11 protein-coding genes are annotated in these 15,306 nt (G+C 68.3%); 6 read left to right on the forward strand and 5 right to left on the reverse strand.

From position 1 onward, the window contains the following. Positions 1-20 precede the first annotated feature (20 nt). The 6 genes from V5F66_RS17800 to V5F66_RS17825 all read left to right on the forward strand — a co-directional run bounded on the left by V5F66_RS17800 (position 21) and on the right by V5F66_RS17825 (position 10,187). Complete coding sequence (locus tag V5F66_RS17800) at positions 21-1,622, forward strand: GMC family oxidoreductase (RefSeq protein ID WP_394094386.1); 1,602 nt, start codon at positions 21-23, stop codon at positions 1,620-1,622. A gap of 104 nt (positions 1,623-1,726) precedes the next feature. Then, positions 1,727-2,305 (forward strand): hypothetical protein, encoded by a 579-nt coding sequence (locus V5F66_RS17805; protein WP_394094387.1) that lies wholly within the window; start codon positions 1,727-1,729, stop codon positions 2,303-2,305. 409 nt (positions 2,306-2,714) lie between these two features. Beyond that, a complete protein-coding gene (locus V5F66_RS17810; protein WP_394094388.1) occupies positions 2,715-4,214 on the forward strand; it encodes an ATP-dependent nuclease in 1,500 nt (499 codons plus the stop codon). 285 nt (positions 4,215-4,499) lie between these two features. Next, the gene (locus V5F66_RS17815) at positions 4,500-5,369 is read left to right on the forward strand and encodes an ImuA family protein (RefSeq protein ID WP_394094389.1); all 870 of its coding nucleotides are present in this window, start codon (positions 4,500-4,502) and stop codon (positions 5,367-5,369) included. Between the two features lie 52 nt (positions 5,370-5,421). Further along, the gene (locus V5F66_RS17820) at positions 5,422-6,825 is read left to right on the forward strand and encodes a DinB/UmuC family translesion DNA polymerase (RefSeq protein WP_394094453.1); all 1,404 of its coding nucleotides are present in this window, start codon (positions 5,422-5,424) and stop codon (positions 6,823-6,825) included. Between the two features lie 11 nt (positions 6,826-6,836). Then, on the forward strand, positions 6,837-10,187 hold the full coding sequence (locus tag V5F66_RS17825) for an error-prone DNA polymerase (RefSeq protein WP_394094390.1): 3,351 nt from the start codon (positions 6,837-6,839) through the stop codon (positions 10,185-10,187). A gap of 42 nt (positions 10,188-10,229) precedes the next feature. Here the strand turns inward: V5F66_RS17825 and V5F66_RS17830 are convergent, their stop codons facing one another. The 5 genes from V5F66_RS17830 to V5F66_RS17850 form a co-directional block, all read right to left on the reverse strand. Then, positions 10,230-11,459: an acyl-CoA dehydrogenase family protein gene (locus V5F66_RS17830; RefSeq protein ID WP_394094391.1), complete on the reverse strand. Its 1,230-nt coding sequence runs from the start codon at positions 11,457-11,459 to the stop codon at positions 10,230-10,232. A 57-nt stretch (positions 11,460-11,516) separates the two neighbouring features. Further along, positions 11,517-12,509 carry an NrtA/SsuA/CpmA family ABC transporter substrate-binding protein gene (locus tag V5F66_RS17835; RefSeq protein WP_394009090.1) on the reverse strand — a complete coding sequence of 331 codons (993 nt, stop codon included), beginning with the start codon at positions 12,507-12,509 and terminating at the stop codon, positions 11,517-11,519. Positions 12,510-12,531: 22 nt separating this feature from the next. Then, positions 12,532-13,257 (reverse strand): ABC transporter ATP-binding protein, encoded by a 726-nt coding sequence (locus V5F66_RS17840; protein WP_394094392.1) that lies wholly within the window; start codon positions 13,255-13,257, stop codon positions 12,532-12,534. Next, positions 13,254-14,060 carry an ABC transporter permease subunit gene (locus tag V5F66_RS17845; RefSeq protein ID WP_394009240.1) on the reverse strand — a complete coding sequence of 269 codons (807 nt, stop codon included), beginning with the start codon at positions 14,058-14,060 and terminating at the stop codon, positions 13,254-13,256. The genes V5F66_RS17840 and V5F66_RS17845 overlap by 4 nt, the downstream gene beginning before the upstream one ends. 109 nt (positions 14,061-14,169) lie before the next feature. Next, positions 14,170-15,255 carry an LLM class flavin-dependent oxidoreductase gene (locus V5F66_RS17850; protein WP_394001283.1) on the reverse strand — a complete coding sequence of 362 codons (1,086 nt, stop codon included), beginning with the start codon at positions 15,253-15,255 and terminating at the stop codon, positions 14,170-14,172. Positions 15,256-15,306: the final 51 nt, after the last annotated feature.

The raw sequence follows: 15,306 nt of genomic DNA on the forward strand, positions 1-15,306 counted from the left end.
AGGTACGCTGGAACAAGGCCATGGACAGCTTCGACTATATCGTCGTGGGAGGCGGAACCGCAGGCGCGATCCTTGCGGCCCGCCTCTCGGAAGACCCCCGCCGCACCGTCCTCCTGCTGGAGGCGGGCGGTACGGACCGGGGCTTCTGGGTGCCCATTCCCGCCGGCTTCTCCAAGCTTCTGGCCGGCAGCGCCTTCAACTGGCGCTTCCACACCGAGCCGGAAGAAAATACCTACGACCGCCCCATCGTGGTGCCGCGCGGCAAGGGGCTGGGCGGCTCAACCCTCATCAACGGCATGATTTTCGTGCGCGGCCAGCGCCAGGATTATGACGGCTGGGCCCAGCTCGGCGCCACCGGCTGGGGCTGGGACGACGTGAAGCCCTACTTCAAGAAGTTCGAGACCTTCGAGGCCTCCGACATCGACACCAGCGAGCGCGGAACCGACGGCCCCATCAACATCGTCCGCGTGGGCGAACGCCCTATTCTGTCTGAGGTTTTCATCAAGGCGGCCGAGCAGGCCGGCTACCCGCGCAACCCCGACTACAACGGAAAGGTTCAGGACGGGTTCGGCTATTATCAGGTGAACCAGAAAAACGGGCGCCGCTGGACCGTGGTGGACGGCTATCTGCGCCCCGCTCTCTCCCGTCCCAACCTCAAGGTGGCGACCCACGCCCAGGCTCTCTGCCTCACCCTCGACGGCCGGCGGGTGACCGGGGTGACCTACCGGCAGGGCGGACGCGAGGTGGCGGCCACCGCGCGGGCCGAGGTGCTGCTCGCCGCCGGGGCGGTGCAGTCGCCCCAGTTGCTGGAACTGTCGGGCATCGGCCATCCGGAGACGCTGAAGGCGGCGGGCATCCCGGTGGTGCATGCCCTTTCCGGCGTCGGCAACAATTATCGCGACCACTTCGCCACCCGCATGAACTGGCGCGTCAAGCAGCCGGTGACCCTCAACGAGCAGACCCGCGGCCTCGCCCTCGCCAAGGCCGTGGCGCAGTATTTCCTGACGCGCAAAGGTATTCTCACCCTGGGAACCGGTCTTGCCCATGGTTTCGTGAAGACGCGGCCGGGCTTGGAGGGGCCGGACGTGCAATATTTCTTCATGCACGCCAGCTACGCCAATGCCGCCGACCGTGCGCTGGACCGCCAGCCGGGCATGACCATCGGCGTCACCCAGCTGCGCCCGCAATCCATCGGCTCCATCCACGTGACCTCGCCGGACCCGTTCAAGGCCCCGGCCATCCGGCCGAACTTCCTTGCGGTTCAGGAGGATCGCGACTGCCTGGTGGAGGGCATGAAGCTCGCCCGGCGCATCATCGAGCAGCCGGCCATGGACCCCTACCGGGCGTTCGAGATGAACCCCGGCCCGGATGTGCGCAGCGACGCCGACTTCCTGGAATTCGCCCGCCGCACCGGCCAGACCATCTACCACCCGGTGGGCACCTGCGCCATGGGCACGGGACCGGCGGCGGTGGTGGACCCGCGCCTCAAGGTCATCGGCCTTGAGGGCCTTCGCGTGGTGGATGCCTCGGTGATGCCAACCATCGTCTCCGCCAACACGGCGGCGGCGGTGATGATGATCGCCGAGAAGGCCGCCGACATGATCAGGGCCGACGCGCGGTAGGCGCCGCGCCCCCGCGCCCCTTGAGGCACAAGCCGCTGGAGGAGACCGCCTGCGCAATGGTATAAGAGCGTTTTAGCCCGTTCTCACCCATTGCGAACCGCTTCATGATTGCCACGCCGGCCCACGAGATCCCCCTGGACATCCGGCGCAAGGCGGTGGCTGTCCACGAGGCCGGGCATGCTCTGGTCGCCCTCCTCCACAAGCGCGACGTGACCGGCGCGGCCCTTCACCCGCCCCACGGCCTCAGCGGGGAAACCCGCTTCGCGGGCGCGGGCGAGCTGGTGCTGGACCTGAACGCCAAGGCCGACCGCCACTTCATCGAGGATGCCATCGTCATCCTCCTGGCCGGGCAGATCGCCGAGGCGCACTACTGGAAGCAGCTCGCCCCGCTCTACATCCCGCGCATCGATTCCCACCGCACCGACGACGCCGAGATCCAACAGCTGCGATCCCACTTCGCTTTGGGCCCAGAGCAGCAGGCCATGTTCATGGGCTATTGCACGGACAAGGCGAGCCGCATCGTCCTCCACCCCAACGCCCAGTCCGCCATCGCGGACATCGCGACGACGCTGGTCGACACCCTGTCCATCGGCCGGGCGGCATTGGACGAGATCCTCGCCCGGCATGATGTGGGGGAAGGGAGGCTGAAGTTTGCACAGCACCCTTGGGAGAGGCGGGTTTAGGGGGGAGGTAGTGCTTGGATCCGCCAGATGCGGCCGTTCGCTGAGATGGCAACCAATTTCTCCTTTGGGGTGGAAAACAGACCGGCCGTTTTGCGTAAGCCGTTTTAGTTACCTGCCATTGATCCAAATCGGCGGCGCCTCGGTCGTGGCAGAGGACTTGGCATTCCGGAGACGCAACCTCATGATGGCATAATATGAACTGGTGTCGCCGGAGATTTTGGATTGTAGTGAGAAGAGGTTTCAACGCTGGGCGGCTTACCACTGAGGACTCGTAGAATTTTAATATGGACGCTTTGAGACGCGAACAAAGGTGCCCAAGGGCGCAAGCCGGCGCAGATCGTTCTGGTGCTCCTGACAAAATTGCAGTTATGAGTGCTGTCTTGACTTGAAAATATCGTTTGGGGGACGGATGCCTGGCTCGATCGAAATCTGTAATCTGCGCAATATTCAGCGTTTAAGGTTCCCTATTCCCGATCGAGGCGTGTGGCTGCTGACCGGTGCCAATGGAGCAGGGAAGACCTCTTTGCTGGCATGCATTCGGCGGCTGGGTAATCGCAACGCCTTTCCCGTGCACTTCCCGTCGTCCCTGCGTTCCGATCGCCTCGACAACCACGCAACGGGAACTGTGACCTACGAAGTCAACGGATCCACAGTTGAGTACGCCTATCGGGGCAAGCGTTGGACCCCACGCCCCCGCAGCGCATCGCATATGTTCAAGAGCTTCGGCTATTCTTCGGTCACCTACATTGGTGCAACGGCAGATCGCATAACGCCGAGGCCCGAGGACTTCGAAACGCGACACATCAAAACCGTCGACAAGCAAATCATCGCCGCGGCCAACCAAATCTTCCAGACCCACAAATTCTTGAATCTGCGCTCGATCAATCTCTCCCGGGGCATCGGCAATGATGCCTTTGTGTTGTCCTTGGGCACGTCACCCCAGACCTATCACTCGGAAAAGCACTTCAGCCTTGGTGAGCTGTGCGTTCTAAAACTTCTGCGTTTGTTGAAGAACGTTGCGAACAACAGCATGATCATCGTTGACGAGCTGGAGATGGCCCTCCACCCGCGCGCGCAGGTGGAACTGCTGCGCTATCTGGAGCGGCAAGCCAAAGACAAATCGCTGACGGTGATCTTCTCGACCCACTCCGTTACCCTGCTCAAGACGATCGACCGCTCTCGAATCATCTATCTGGAGAAGCAGGACGACGGCGAGATCAGACCGATCGTGGGTTGCTTCCCGACATACGCGATTGGCAACATCGCATCGGACGAGGAGGCCCTTCCCGATATTATGCTATACGTGGAAGATCTCCTCGCCAGAGATGTCTTGAACTCGTTCTACGAGCTCTTCGTAAACGAGAAATACACCGACCCCACTCTTCGTCCATCGGCAAAGATCGTGCCCGTGGGAGGATTCAACGAAGTGATCGGATTCTTGGACCGCAATCGTTCCGTGCTTCCGGTTTCGGTCAAGCAAATGGCCGTGCTCGACAGTGACGTTTCAAGTGAGGTGATTTCGGCTTGGACAAAAGCGAACAATCATTCCAAGCTGGCCAAGTACGATGAGCTGAGGAAGCAGATCGCGTTTCTGCCGTTCACTCCCGAGGTTGGATTGATGGAGCTTGCGGCCGGAAATCCTGTGGCCTTCGAACAGAAGCTGCGCGAAAGATTTGGAGACAATCTGCTACAGGTAAGAAACATTATTTTGAAATACGACGCAACTCTGAAAGGAGCCCCCCAGAGGAAGGCTGCGAAAGTCATTGTCGAGGAGATGACGGAGTATCTGAAGACGCGCACCCAAGGAACAGACGAAGTGATCAGAGAGAAACTGTCTGGAGTGTTTGCCACATCGTCTTGGCCTACGCACAAAGCGAGCTTCATGACTCTGCTCGGCGGTCTCGTGTAGACCTTGCCGTTGCCCACTTCACCTTGTCATCGACACCCCCTGCACCAAGCGGTGATCGGCAGGCAATGGGTGGGCCGCTTATGGCAGGTCCATTCCAACCAGTTCCGACGAAAGTGCGGTGGTAGCTTTCGGGAGTCCGATCGCTACCTCTGAGTGTCCGGAATGGGGTCGCAAGCGGATATAAGGAGGAAAGCAGCCGAGTGGCTGCACTGGGTCACCCCATCCCCCTCCCCGTTGACATTCGCCCCCAACGGAGTCCTTTTATAAGAACAAAAGAGGAACATCATGCATGAGCGCGAAAGGATCGGGCGCGAGGGCATCGGGCGGCAGGGAAGCGATGGGGATGCCTTGGTCGCGTTGCGGCGGCGGGTGGAGGAGATCCAGCACGCAGGCACCCCGGCGGCAGGGGCGGCGCGGGGGCATATGGCCCTCGGCGCGCCGCTGGATGGGGCGCTGGGCGGGGGGCTCCCCCTCGGCGCGCTGCACGAGGTGTTTGCCTGCGACAAGGGCAATGGCGCCGCCGCCCTCGGCTTCGCCCTGGCCCTTGCCGCCGGCACACGGCGGCCGGTGGTGTGGGTGCGGCAGGACCTCGCCGCGCTGGAGGGCGGCGACCTCTACGGGCCGGGCTGCGCCGCCTTCGGGCTCGATCCGGCGCGGCTCATCGTGGTCCAGGGAGCGGATGCCACCGACACCCTCGCCGCCGCCGAGGAGGCACTGCGCCATGCCGTCCTCGGACTGGTGGTGGTGGAGCCCTGGGGCATGCCCGCCCGCCTCGACCTCACCGCCACGCGCCGCCTCGCGCTGAGGGCCGAGCGCTCGGGGGTGCCGGCCCTGCTGCTGCGTTCGGCGGCGGAGCCCGTGCCTTCTGCCGCCGCTACCCGCTGGCTGGCCTCGGCCGCCCCCTCCGGCGCGGCGGGAGCGCCGGCCTTCTGCCTCGGGCCGCCCGCCTTCGCTCTGGAGCTGGCCCGCAACCGGGCCGGGCCCACCGGCCGCTGGATTGTGGAATGGAATGCCCATGCCCGACGCTTCGCCCCGGCGCCTCGCCGCCCTGCTGCTGCCCCGCCTGTCCACCGACCGGCTGCATCGCAAGGCCCGGCACGCGCGGACGGCCCGGCCCCCGTGGTCGTCGGCTCCTTCGAGCGCCGCGCCGGATGAGGCGCCTCTCGCGGTGGTGCACACCCTCGCCAACGCCCGCCGCCTCCAGGCGGTGGACGCGGCGGCGGCGCGCCTCGGCCTCCATCCGGGCCTGACCTTGGCGGATGCGCAGGCTCGCGTGCCACAGCTTCAGGCGGTGGAGGCGGACCCGGCGGCGGACGGCGCGCTGCTGGCCGCCATCGCCTGCTGGTGCGAGCGCTGGACGCCGTTCGTGGCGCTCGCGCTGCCTTATGGCATCGTGCTCGACATCACCGGCTGCGCCCACCTGTTTGCCGGCGAAAAGGCCATGCTCGCCGCCATGGTGGCGCGCCTCACCGCCCAGGGCTTCGCGGTCCAGGGCGCGGTGGCCGGCACCGCGCGCGCGGCGCTGGCGCTGGCCCGCTGGCGCCCCGGCCTCGTGGCCGCGCCGGGGACGGAGGGGCAGGCCGTGGCCGGCCTGCCGGTGGCCGCGCTGGAGCTGGATCCGGAGGCCGAGCGCAGCCTCGCCTATCTCGGCCTTGCCACCATCGGCGACCTTTCGGGCAAGCCCCGAGCCGCGCTCGCCGCCCGCTTCGGCAGCCGGATCGTCTGCCGGCTGGAGGAGATCACCGGCGCGGCGGATGCCCCCATCTCCCCCCTCAATCCCCTGCCCGTCTACGTGGCCGAACGGCGCTTCGCCGAGCCCATGGGAGATGAGGACACCGCCCGCGCCGTGATCGCCGACCTCGCCCGCGAGCTGGCTGGCGTGCTGGAGCGGCACGGGGAAGGCGGGCGGCGCTTTGCGGCGGCCTTCTTCCGCAGCGACGGCGCCGTGCGGCGGGTGGAGGCGGGCACCGCCGCCCCTTTGCGCGATGCCGCGCGCCTCGCCGGCCTGTTCCGCGAGCGGCTCGCGGCGCTGGCCGATCCGCTGGACCCCGGCTTCGGCTATGACGTGATCCGCCTGTCGGTCACCGCCTGCGAGCAGCTTACCGCCACCCAGGCCGCCTTCGGCGCGCCGCCTGAGGAAGCCGCCCTGTCGGAGCTGGTGGACGTGCTGTCCGCCCGCCTCGGCCCGCGCCGGGTGATGTGCCTTCAGCCGCAGGACAGCCATGTGCCCGAGCGGGCGGCGGCGCGCGTGCCGGCACAGAAGGGCTGGGCCGTGGCGGGCCTCGCCGCCTGGCCCGCAGCGGCGGCGGAGGGCGCGCCCCTGCCCCGCCCGCCGGCCCTGTTCGCCCATCCCGAGCCGGTGGAGACCCTGGCCGAGGTGCCGGACGGCCCGCCTTTGCGCTTCCGCTGGCGGCGCATGCTGCACGAGGTGGTGCGCGCCGAGGGGCCGGAGCGCATCGCCGCCGAATGGTGGACCGGGTCGGAAGCGCTGACCCGCGATTATTTCCGCGTGGAGGACAAGGAAGGCCGCCGTTTCTGGCTCTATCGCGCCGGCACCTACGGGCGGGAGACATCGGAGCCGCGCTGGTTCCTGCACGGGCTGTTCCCGTGAGCACGTCGCCCATGACCACGCCTGCCATGAACGCCATCGCCCCGGCGCCGGCCTATGCGGAGCTTTGCGCCGCCTCCCATTTCTCCTTCCTGCGCGGGGCGAGCGCGCCGGCGCGGCTGGTGGAGGTCGCCGTCCGCCTCGGCCACTGCGGCCTCGGCATCGCCGATCGCAACACCGTCGCCGGCGTGGTGCGGGCCTATAGCGCCTTGGAAGAGCTGCGCCGCCTCGACGCGGACGAGAACGCCGGGGATGAGGACGACGCGGAAACCCGCGCCGCCAGGTCCCGTCTTGCCGCGCGGGCCCGCGCCTTCCGCCTCGCCACCGGCACCCGCCTCGTCTTCTGCGATAACACGCCGGACATCCTCGCCTATCCGGCGGATCGCGCCGGCTGGGGGCGGCTATGCCGGCTGCTTACCACCGGCAACCGCCGGGCGAAGAAGGGCGAATGCCACCTCGCCCTCTCCGACCTGCTGGCCGATCCCGGCGGCCTGCTGCTGGTGCTCATGCCCGGGCCGGGGATGGATGGGCTGGCGGAGCGGCTGTCCCCCGCCCTCGCCCGCCTTGAGGAGGCCGCCCCCGGCGCGGTGTGGCTTGCCGCCGACATGCCGTTTGCCGGCGAAGACCGGCGCCGTCTCGCCGCGCTGAAGGCATTGGCCGGCGCCCATGGCGTGCCGCTGCTCGCGGTCAACGACGTGCTGTGCGCCACCCCGCGCGAGCGCGACCTTCAGGATATCCTCACCTGCATCCGCGAGGGCATCCCCATCGCCGAGGCCGGCCGACGGCTTCAGGCCAATGCCGAGCGGCACCTGAAGCCCGCCGCCGAGATGGCGCGCCTGTTCAGGGACGCGCCCGAGGCCATCGCCGAGAGCGGCCACCTCCTCGCCCGCGTGGAGTTCAGCGTGGGCGAGCTGAAATATGAGTATCCGCGGGAGCCGGTGCCCCCCGGCTGGACCCCGCAGGCCTGGCTGGAGGAGCTGACCTGGCGCTGCGCGCGGGTGCGCTATCCGAACGGCCTCACCCCCAAGGTGGAACGGCTTCTGAGGGACGAACTGGCCCTCATCAGCCAGCTTGAATACGCGCCCTATTTCCTCACCATCCACGACATCGTCCGTTTCGCCGAGAGCCGGGGCATCCTGTGCCAGGGGCGCGGCTCGGCGGCGAATTCCGCGGTGTGCTACGTGCTCGGCATCACCGCGGTGGACCCCGCCGACAACGACCTGCTGTTTGCCCGCTTCATCTCCACCGAGCGGCGCGAGCCCCCCGACATTGACGTGGATTTCGAGCACGAGCGGCGCGAGGAGGTGATCCAGCACATCTACGAGAAATACGGCCGCCACCGCGCCGGCATCGTCGCCACCGTCATCCATTATCGCCCGAGGAGCGCCATCCGCGACGTGGGCAAGGCGCTGGGCCTTACCGAGGACATCACCGCCCGTCTCGCCTCCACCCAGTGGGGCAGCTGGGGCCGCGACATCGCCGACAGCCAGATCCGCGAGGCCGGGCTCGATCCCGCAAACCCGCTCATCCGCCGGGCAGTGGACCTCGCCCGCCGCCTCATGGGAGCGCCGCGCCACCTCTCCCAGCATGTGGGCGGCTTCGTGCTCGCCCGCGACCGGCTGGACGACATGGTGCCCATCGGCAATGCCGCCATGGCGGACCGCACCTTCATCGAATGGGACAAGGACGACATCGACGCCTTGCGCCTCATGAAGGTGGATGTGCTGGCGCTCGGCATGCTCACCTGCATCCGCAAGGCCCTCGACCTCATGCGCGCCCATGAGGGGATCAATTTTGCCCTCGCCGACGTGCCGGGCGCGCAGGAGGATGTCTACGCCATGCTGGCGCGCGGGGATTCCATCGGCGTGTTCCAGGTGGAGAGCCGGGCCCAGATCAACATGCTGCCGCGCCTGCGCCCGCGCGAATTCTACGACCTCGTCATCCAGGTCGCCATCGTGCGGCCCGGTCCCATCCAGGGCGACATGGTGCATCCCTATCTGCGCCGCCGCAACGGGCAGGAAAAGGTGGACTACCCCTCCCCCGCGCCGGAGCACGGGCCGCCGGACGAACTGCGCCAGGTGCTGGAGAAGACACTGGGCGTGCCTTTGTTCCAGGAGCAGGCCATGAAGCTCGCCATGGTGGCGGCCCGCTTCTCCGACGCGGAGGCCAACCGCCTGCGCCGGGCCATGGCCACCTTCCGCAATCTCGGCACCATCCACGAATTCGAGGCGCTGATGGTGGAGCGCATGGTGGCGCGCGGCTATGAGCGCGCCTTCGCCCAGCGCTGCTTCGAGCAGATCAAGGGCTTCGGCAGCTACGGCTTTCCCGAGAGCCATGCCGCGTCCTTCGCCAAGCTCGTCTACATCTCGTCCTACATCAAGTGCCGGCACCCGGCGGTGTTCGCCTGCGCTTTGCTCAACGCCCAGCCCATGGGCTTCTACGCCCCCGCCCAGATCGTGCGCGACGCCCGCGAGCATTCCGTGGAGGTGCGCGCCATCGACATCAACCACAGCCACCACGACAACACGCTGGAGCGCCGCGCCGATGGGGCGCTGGCCCTGCGCCTGGGGTTCCGGCAGGTGGACGGCTTCCATGAGGAATGGGGCGAGCGCCTCGTCGCGGCGCGGGGGACGGGCTTTTCCGGCGTCGAGGTGCTGGCCCGGCGCGCCCGCCTGCCCACCCGTGCGGTGAAGCTGCTGGCGGATGCGGATGGGTTCCGTTCCCTCGGCCTCGACCGGCGCGCGGCCCTGTGGCACGCCCGCCGCCTGCCCGACGACGACGCCTTGCCTTTGTTCGCCGCCGCCGACGCGCGCGAGCTGGGGCAGGAGGAAGAGGTGCGCCTGCCGGACATGGCCCGCTCCGAGCACATCGTCGCCGACTACCAAACCGTGCGGCTCTCCCTGAAGGGGCATCCCATGGGCGAGCTGCGGGATCATTTCCGGGCCGCGCGCATCCTCTCCTGCGCCGAGACGACGGCGCTGAAGGACGGCGCCTTCGCCCGCACCGCCGGGGTGGTGCTGGTGCGCCAGCGGCCGGGCAACGGCAAGGCCATCTTCATCACGCTGGAGGACGAGACCGGCATCACCAACGTCGTTTTATGGGCGCGCACGCTGGAGCGCTTCCGCCGCGCGGTGATGGGCGCGCGCCTGCTCCTGGTGGAAGGGCGGGTGCAGAAGAGCCCGGAGGGGGTGGTGCACCTCATGGCCGAGAGCCTCATCGACCGCACCGCCGACCTCGCCTTGCTCTCGTGCGTGCGCAAGCCGCAGATGGAGCTGTCGCGGGCCGACGAATTCGCCCATCCCCAGCATCCCCGCCGGCATCCCCGCGACGTGCGGGTGCTGCCGAAATCGCGGGATTTTCATTGACGGCCAAGCCGGGAGGGGTCGCTCCCCTCCCGGCTCGCACCCTCAGAAAAACCCCTTCGACGGCAGGGGTGTGCCCTTCACCAGAAGGGCGCCGATGGCCTGCGCCTTGTAGCTCGCCGGATTGTGGGCGGCGATGGTGCGGGCGTTGCGCCAGTGGCGGTCGAGGTTGACGCTGCGCTCGGTGGCGGAGGCCCCGCCCGCCTCGAACAATAGCGTGCCGGCGCGCAGCGACAGCTCATCCACCACGATCTTGGCCTGCGCCGCCGCCCGTGCCGCATCGGCGGCAAGCGCATCGGCCGGCTCGTTGCGGTCGCGGGCGCGGCTCACCCGGTCGAGGGCATCGGCGGCGGCCAGCACGATGGCCTCGGCGGCAAACGCGTGGCTCGCGATCTGGCCGATGGTCTGCTGCAGGAAGGGGTCATCCACCGGGTTCGGGGTGGGCGCGTAATAGAAGCTGCGCTTGCGCCGTGTCACCAGCGCGATGGCATCCTCCAGCACGCCGCGCACGATGCCCGCCACCACGGTGGTGAGGAAGAGCTGGGCCTGGGTGTTGGAATAGGCCAGGCCATAGCCCCGGTCCGGGGTGTCAAAGATGGCCTCGTCCGCCTCCACCCGCACGCCATGAAAGCGCGTGGTGCCGGAGCCGGTGAGGCGCTGGCCGGAGCCGTCCCAGTCGTCCACCACCTCCAGCCCCTCGCGCCTGGTGGGGATGATCACCGAGGCGACGCGCCCATCCTTCGTGCCCGCGCGCACCAGCATGGCGTCGGCGAACAGGGTGCCGGTGCTGTAATATTTCACGCCGTCGAGACGGAAGCCGTCGCCGTCGGGCGACAGCACCGTGTCGGTGGGTACCCCGCCGCCGGCGGGGCTGGCATTGGCTTCCGTGCTGGCGAGGCCAAACAGCGCGCCGTCGCGCACCTGCTGCTGCCATTCGCGGGCGCGCGCATCGGTGGGGATGCGGGTGAACTGCTCGGCCACGGTGAAATGGTTGCGGAAGATGTGGGCGACGTTGGCATCCGCCGCCGCCAGCTCCAGCGCCAGCGCATACAGCTCGCGGAAGGAGGCGCCGGCGCCGCCATCCTCCTTGGCCAGGCGCAGGGCGCCGAAGCGGGCCTCACGCAGCAGGTCCAACGCCTCGAACGGCAGGATGCGCTGGTGCTCGCGCTCGGACGAGCCGCGCCCGATATGGGCGATAAGGCGCCGCCAGGGCGCAGGATCTGCCACGGGCGGCCCCGGGAGGCGGACGGACACATCGGTGACGGGCTTGTTCATAAGGTCCTCGAAGACTTGAAACGGGCAGAGTGAAGGGGCCGGGCGAAGGGCTCGAAATCAGAATTGCGCAAGATGATCCGACACGGTGATGGGTTCGGGCAGGATCTTGCGCGCCACCAGCCAGTCCGCTGCCTTCTGCAGGTCGGCGACGAAGGCCTTGTCGGTGACCGGGATGAGCTTGTAGGTGCGTCGGCGCTCGATGAACTGGTCGCGGATCACGTCGGAATAGCCGGCGCGCTTCTGCACGATGGTCTCGGCCTCCACCGTGTTGGCGTTCACCCATTTGGCCTCGTCCTCATAGGCGGCGGCCACGGCGCGGACGATCTGCGAATTCTCCTGCGAGAACTTGCGGCTGGTCACGTAAGAACTGTAATCAATATAGAATTCGAGGTCGCGGCCCTCGAGGAAGATGTCGTGGGCCTTGTAGTCGAGCCGCGCGATATCGACGCCGGGGCTCCACATGGACCACGCGTCCACCTTGCCGGAGGCAAGCGCCGGGGCGGCGTCCGGCGGGTTGAGATAGACGAACTTGACCTTGGAGCGGTCGATGCCGTTCTTCTCCAGCGCCGCCACCAAAAGGAATTCGCCCAGGCCCGAGCGGTTCACCGCCACCGACTTGCCCACCAGGTCCGACACCGTGTCGATGCCCGAACCGTCCTTGGCGATGATGGCGGTGGTGCGCGGCTCGTAGAGCACGAACTGGCTGAACACCAGCGGCGAGCCGGCGATGATGGCCGCCAGCGCGGGGGTGGTGGAGCCGCCGAAGCCGAAATCGGCGCTGCCGCCGGTCACCGCCTGCAGTGTGGGGGCGTGGTTGGGGAACGGGCCGAGCCATTCCACCTTGATGCCCTTTTCGGCCAACGCCTTCTCGAAGGTGCCGCGCTCCTTGGCGATGAGGGTGAGGCCATGGAAGCCCCAGGTGAGGCGCACCGTGTCGGTGTTGCGGGTGTCGGGCGCAGCATGCGCGGCGAACGGCAGCAGACCGGAGGCGGCGCCCGCGCCGGCGAGGGCGAGGAACTGGCGGCGGGAGGGGGTCAGGAAGGCGGACATGGCTTCTCTTCCAAAAAGGGGATCAGGCGCTCTTGAGGTCGTCGACGACCCCGAGCTCGGCGAGGAGGGTGGCGCGGGTGGCGGCCGGCAGGCCCGGCGCCGATGGCCGGTGCTCGGCCGCGATGGCGCCGCCGCGCATGACGAGGATGCGGTCGGCCAGCGCGATGGCCTCCGCCACGTCGTGGGTGACGAGGAGCACGCCCGGCCGGTGCCGCGCGACGAGGTCCTTCACCAGCACATGCATGCGGATGCGGGTGAGCGCGTCGAGCGCCGCGAACGGCTCGTCCAGCAGCAGCAATTCGGGCTGCTGAACCAGCGCGCGGGCCAGCGCCACCCGCTGGGCCTGCCCGCCGGAAAGGTTGCGCGGCCAGTCGTCGAGCCGACCGCCGAGGCCCACCTCGGCGAGCGCATCGGCGGCCTTCTCGCGCGCGCCCTCGGCGGGCAGGCCGAGGGCCACGTTGCGCCACAGGCTGTCCCACGGCAGCAGGCGCGGTTCCTGAAACACCACGGCCGGGCGCTTCGGCACCTCGATGCGGCCGCCGTCGATGGGATCGAGACCCGCCAGCGCGCGCAGCAGGGTGGTCTTGCCGCAGCCGCTCTCGCCCAGCAGGGCCACGAACTCGCCGCGCCTGATGGTGAGGTCGAGCCGGTCGATGACCACGCGCTGCCCATAGGCCCGGCGCAGGCCGGAGACACGCACCGCCGCGGGGGCGTCCTGGGCAGGTACGTCCTGAAGGGCGGCGGTCATCGGGCCGCTCCACCGAAATTGGGGTGCCAGGCCAGAAGCCGCCGCTCCAGCAGCCGGGCGAGGGAATCCGCCGCCACGCCGATGAGCGCGTAGATGACGATGGTGAGCACCACCACGTCGGTGCGCAGGAATTCGCGCGCGTCCATGGCGAGGAAGCCGATGCCGGCCTGGGCGCCGATGGTCTCGGCCACCACCAGCGCCAGCCATGCGGTGGCCAGCGCATAGCGCACCCCGGTGAGGATGGAGGGCAAGGCCCCCGGCAGGATGATGCGAGTGATCATCTGCGCAGTGGACAGGCCCTGCACCCGGCCCAGTTCCAGGAGCTTGCCGTCCACCTGCCGGATGCCGAGCGTGGTGTTGATGTAGATGGGAAAGGCGACGCCCAGCGCCACCAGGAAGATCTTCTGCCCCTCGCCCACGCCGAACCACACGATGACCAGCGGCAGCAGCGCAAGGAAGGGAATGGCCCGCACCATCTGCACGCTGCGGTCGATGAGCGCCTCGGCCAGGCGGGAGAAGCCCACCAGAATGCCCAGCCCGAAAGCGATGCTGCCGCCGAGGACGAAGCCCACCGCCGCGCGCAGCAGGCTGGTGCCGAGATCGGTCAGCAGCGAGCCGGTGGTGGCGAGCCGCCACGCCGTGCGCACCACCTTGCTGGGTGCCGGCAGCACCTGCGGGGTGACATAGCCGGTCTGGGCGAGGATTTCCCACACCAGCACCAGCAGCACCGGCGCCAGCCAGGACAAAGCCAGCAGAGCGCGCGGCCCGAAGACGCGAGGTGCGAACACGCGGGGGCCGCGCACGGGCGCGGAGGACGCCGCGGGCTCCCTTGAGGCGAGGCCCGGCAGGGCGAGAATTGCGGTGTGGTCGGCTTGGCTCACGATGACCTCGGGGCGAAGGAATGGAGAGAGCTCAGCCGGCCTGCGACTGGCGCAGGTCCACGCGCGGCGGCGCGGCGCGGCCGAGGCGCGGGAACACCTCCCGCGCGAAGCGGGCAAGCTCGACGGTGAGCGGCTGGAACTGCAGCATGAACAATTCGATGCCGGCGGCATGGAAGGCACGGATGCGCTCGGCCACCTGGTCGTAGCTGCCCACCAGCCCCGCCGCCGTGCCGCCATTGGTGCCCACGCGCTCCGACTTGGCGAAGGTCTTCACCATGACCACGTTGGGATCGGTGCGGGCGGCCTGGGCGGCGCGCACGCCCGCATCCCGGGCGGCCAGCGCCGCGAGCCGCTGGTATTCCTCCCGCGCCTCCCGCTCGGTGTCGCGGGCGATGACGAAGGCGGCAAGTCCGAACGACAAAGGCGCAAGCGTGCGCGGGCGGCGCCGCAGGTCGGCGATGAAGGTGGTCACGTCCTCCAGCGGCTGGCCGTTGATGAAGAACACGTCCGCCGCATCCGCCGCCAGCGCGCGGGCGGGCTCGGATTCCCCGCCGAGATAGATGCGCGGGCGAGCGCGGTGGAGGTCCTTCGGGGTCAGCTGATAATCGGTGAGGGCGAAGTTCTCGCCGGTGTGGGTCACGCTCTCGCCGCGGATGAGCTTCTCCACCACGGTGATCCACTCGCGGCCATAGGCATAGCGTTCGTCGTGCTCGCCGAAGGGGATGCCGGCCTTCTCGAATTCCGCGCGGTTCCACGCATTGACGAGATTGAAGGCGAACCGCCCGCGCGAGATGTTCTCGATCTGCAGCGCCATCTTCGCCAGCACCACCGGGTGGTAGAGATAGGGCTTGATGGCGGCGATGATCTCGATGCGGCTGGTGAGCGCCGCCAGCGCGGCGGAGGCGGTCCAGGCCTCAAGCTGGTCGTGGTCCGGCAGGTGCGGGTTCACCGTGTGCTGGGCCACCAGCGTCGCGTCATATCCCAGCGCCTCGGCCTGAAGCACGGTGTCGCGATTGTGCTCCCACGATGCATTGAACGGCTCGGCCGGATCCTGCAGCGCCGCGCGCGGCCCGTGGACAGGCGCCCAGACGCCGATACGGAGGGGAGGAACGGACATGGCTTACCCTTTAGTCAATTATTTTGATAAAAAAGATTGATATAATGTGAT

Source organism: Xanthobacter versatilis (assembly GCF_043193975.1).
Taxonomy (GTDB): Bacteria; Pseudomonadota; Alphaproteobacteria; order Rhizobiales; family Xanthobacteraceae; genus Xanthobacter; species Xanthobacter autotrophicus_E.

What these genes read in the sequence shown, in the direction of transcription:
- V5F66_RS17800 (WP_394094386.1), top strand. Translation starts at nt 21, where the DNA reads ATGGACAGCTTCGACTATATCGTCGTGGGAGGCGGAACCGCAGGCGCG.
- V5F66_RS17805 (WP_394094387.1), top strand. Translation starts at nt 1,727, where the DNA reads ATGATTGCCACGCCGGCCCACGAGATCCCCCTGGACATCCGGCGCAAG.
- V5F66_RS17810 (WP_394094388.1), top strand. Translation starts at nt 2,715, where the DNA reads ATGCCTGGCTCGATCGAAATCTGTAATCTGCGCAATATTCAGCGTTTA.
- V5F66_RS17815 (WP_394094389.1), top strand. Translation starts at nt 4,500, where the DNA reads ATGCATGAGCGCGAAAGGATCGGGCGCGAGGGCATCGGGCGGCAGGGA.
- V5F66_RS17825 (WP_394094390.1), top strand. Translation starts at nt 6,837, where the DNA reads ATGACCACGCCTGCCATGAACGCCATCGCCCCGGCGCCGGCCTATGCG.
- V5F66_RS17830 (WP_394094391.1), bottom strand. Translation starts at nt 11,459, where the DNA reads ATGAACAAGCCCGTCACCGATGTGTCCGTCCGCCTCCCGGGGCCGCCC.
- V5F66_RS17835 (WP_394009090.1), bottom strand. Translation starts at nt 12,509, where the DNA reads ATGTCCGCCTTCCTGACCCCCTCCCGCCGCCAGTTCCTCGCCCTCGCC.
- V5F66_RS17840 (WP_394094392.1), bottom strand. Translation starts at nt 13,257, where the DNA reads ATGACCGCCGCCCTTCAGGACGTACCTGCCCAGGACGCCCCCGCGGCG.
- V5F66_RS17850 (WP_394001283.1), bottom strand. Translation starts at nt 15,255, where the DNA reads ATGTCCGTTCCTCCCCTCCGTATCGGCGTCTGGGCGCCTGTCCACGGG.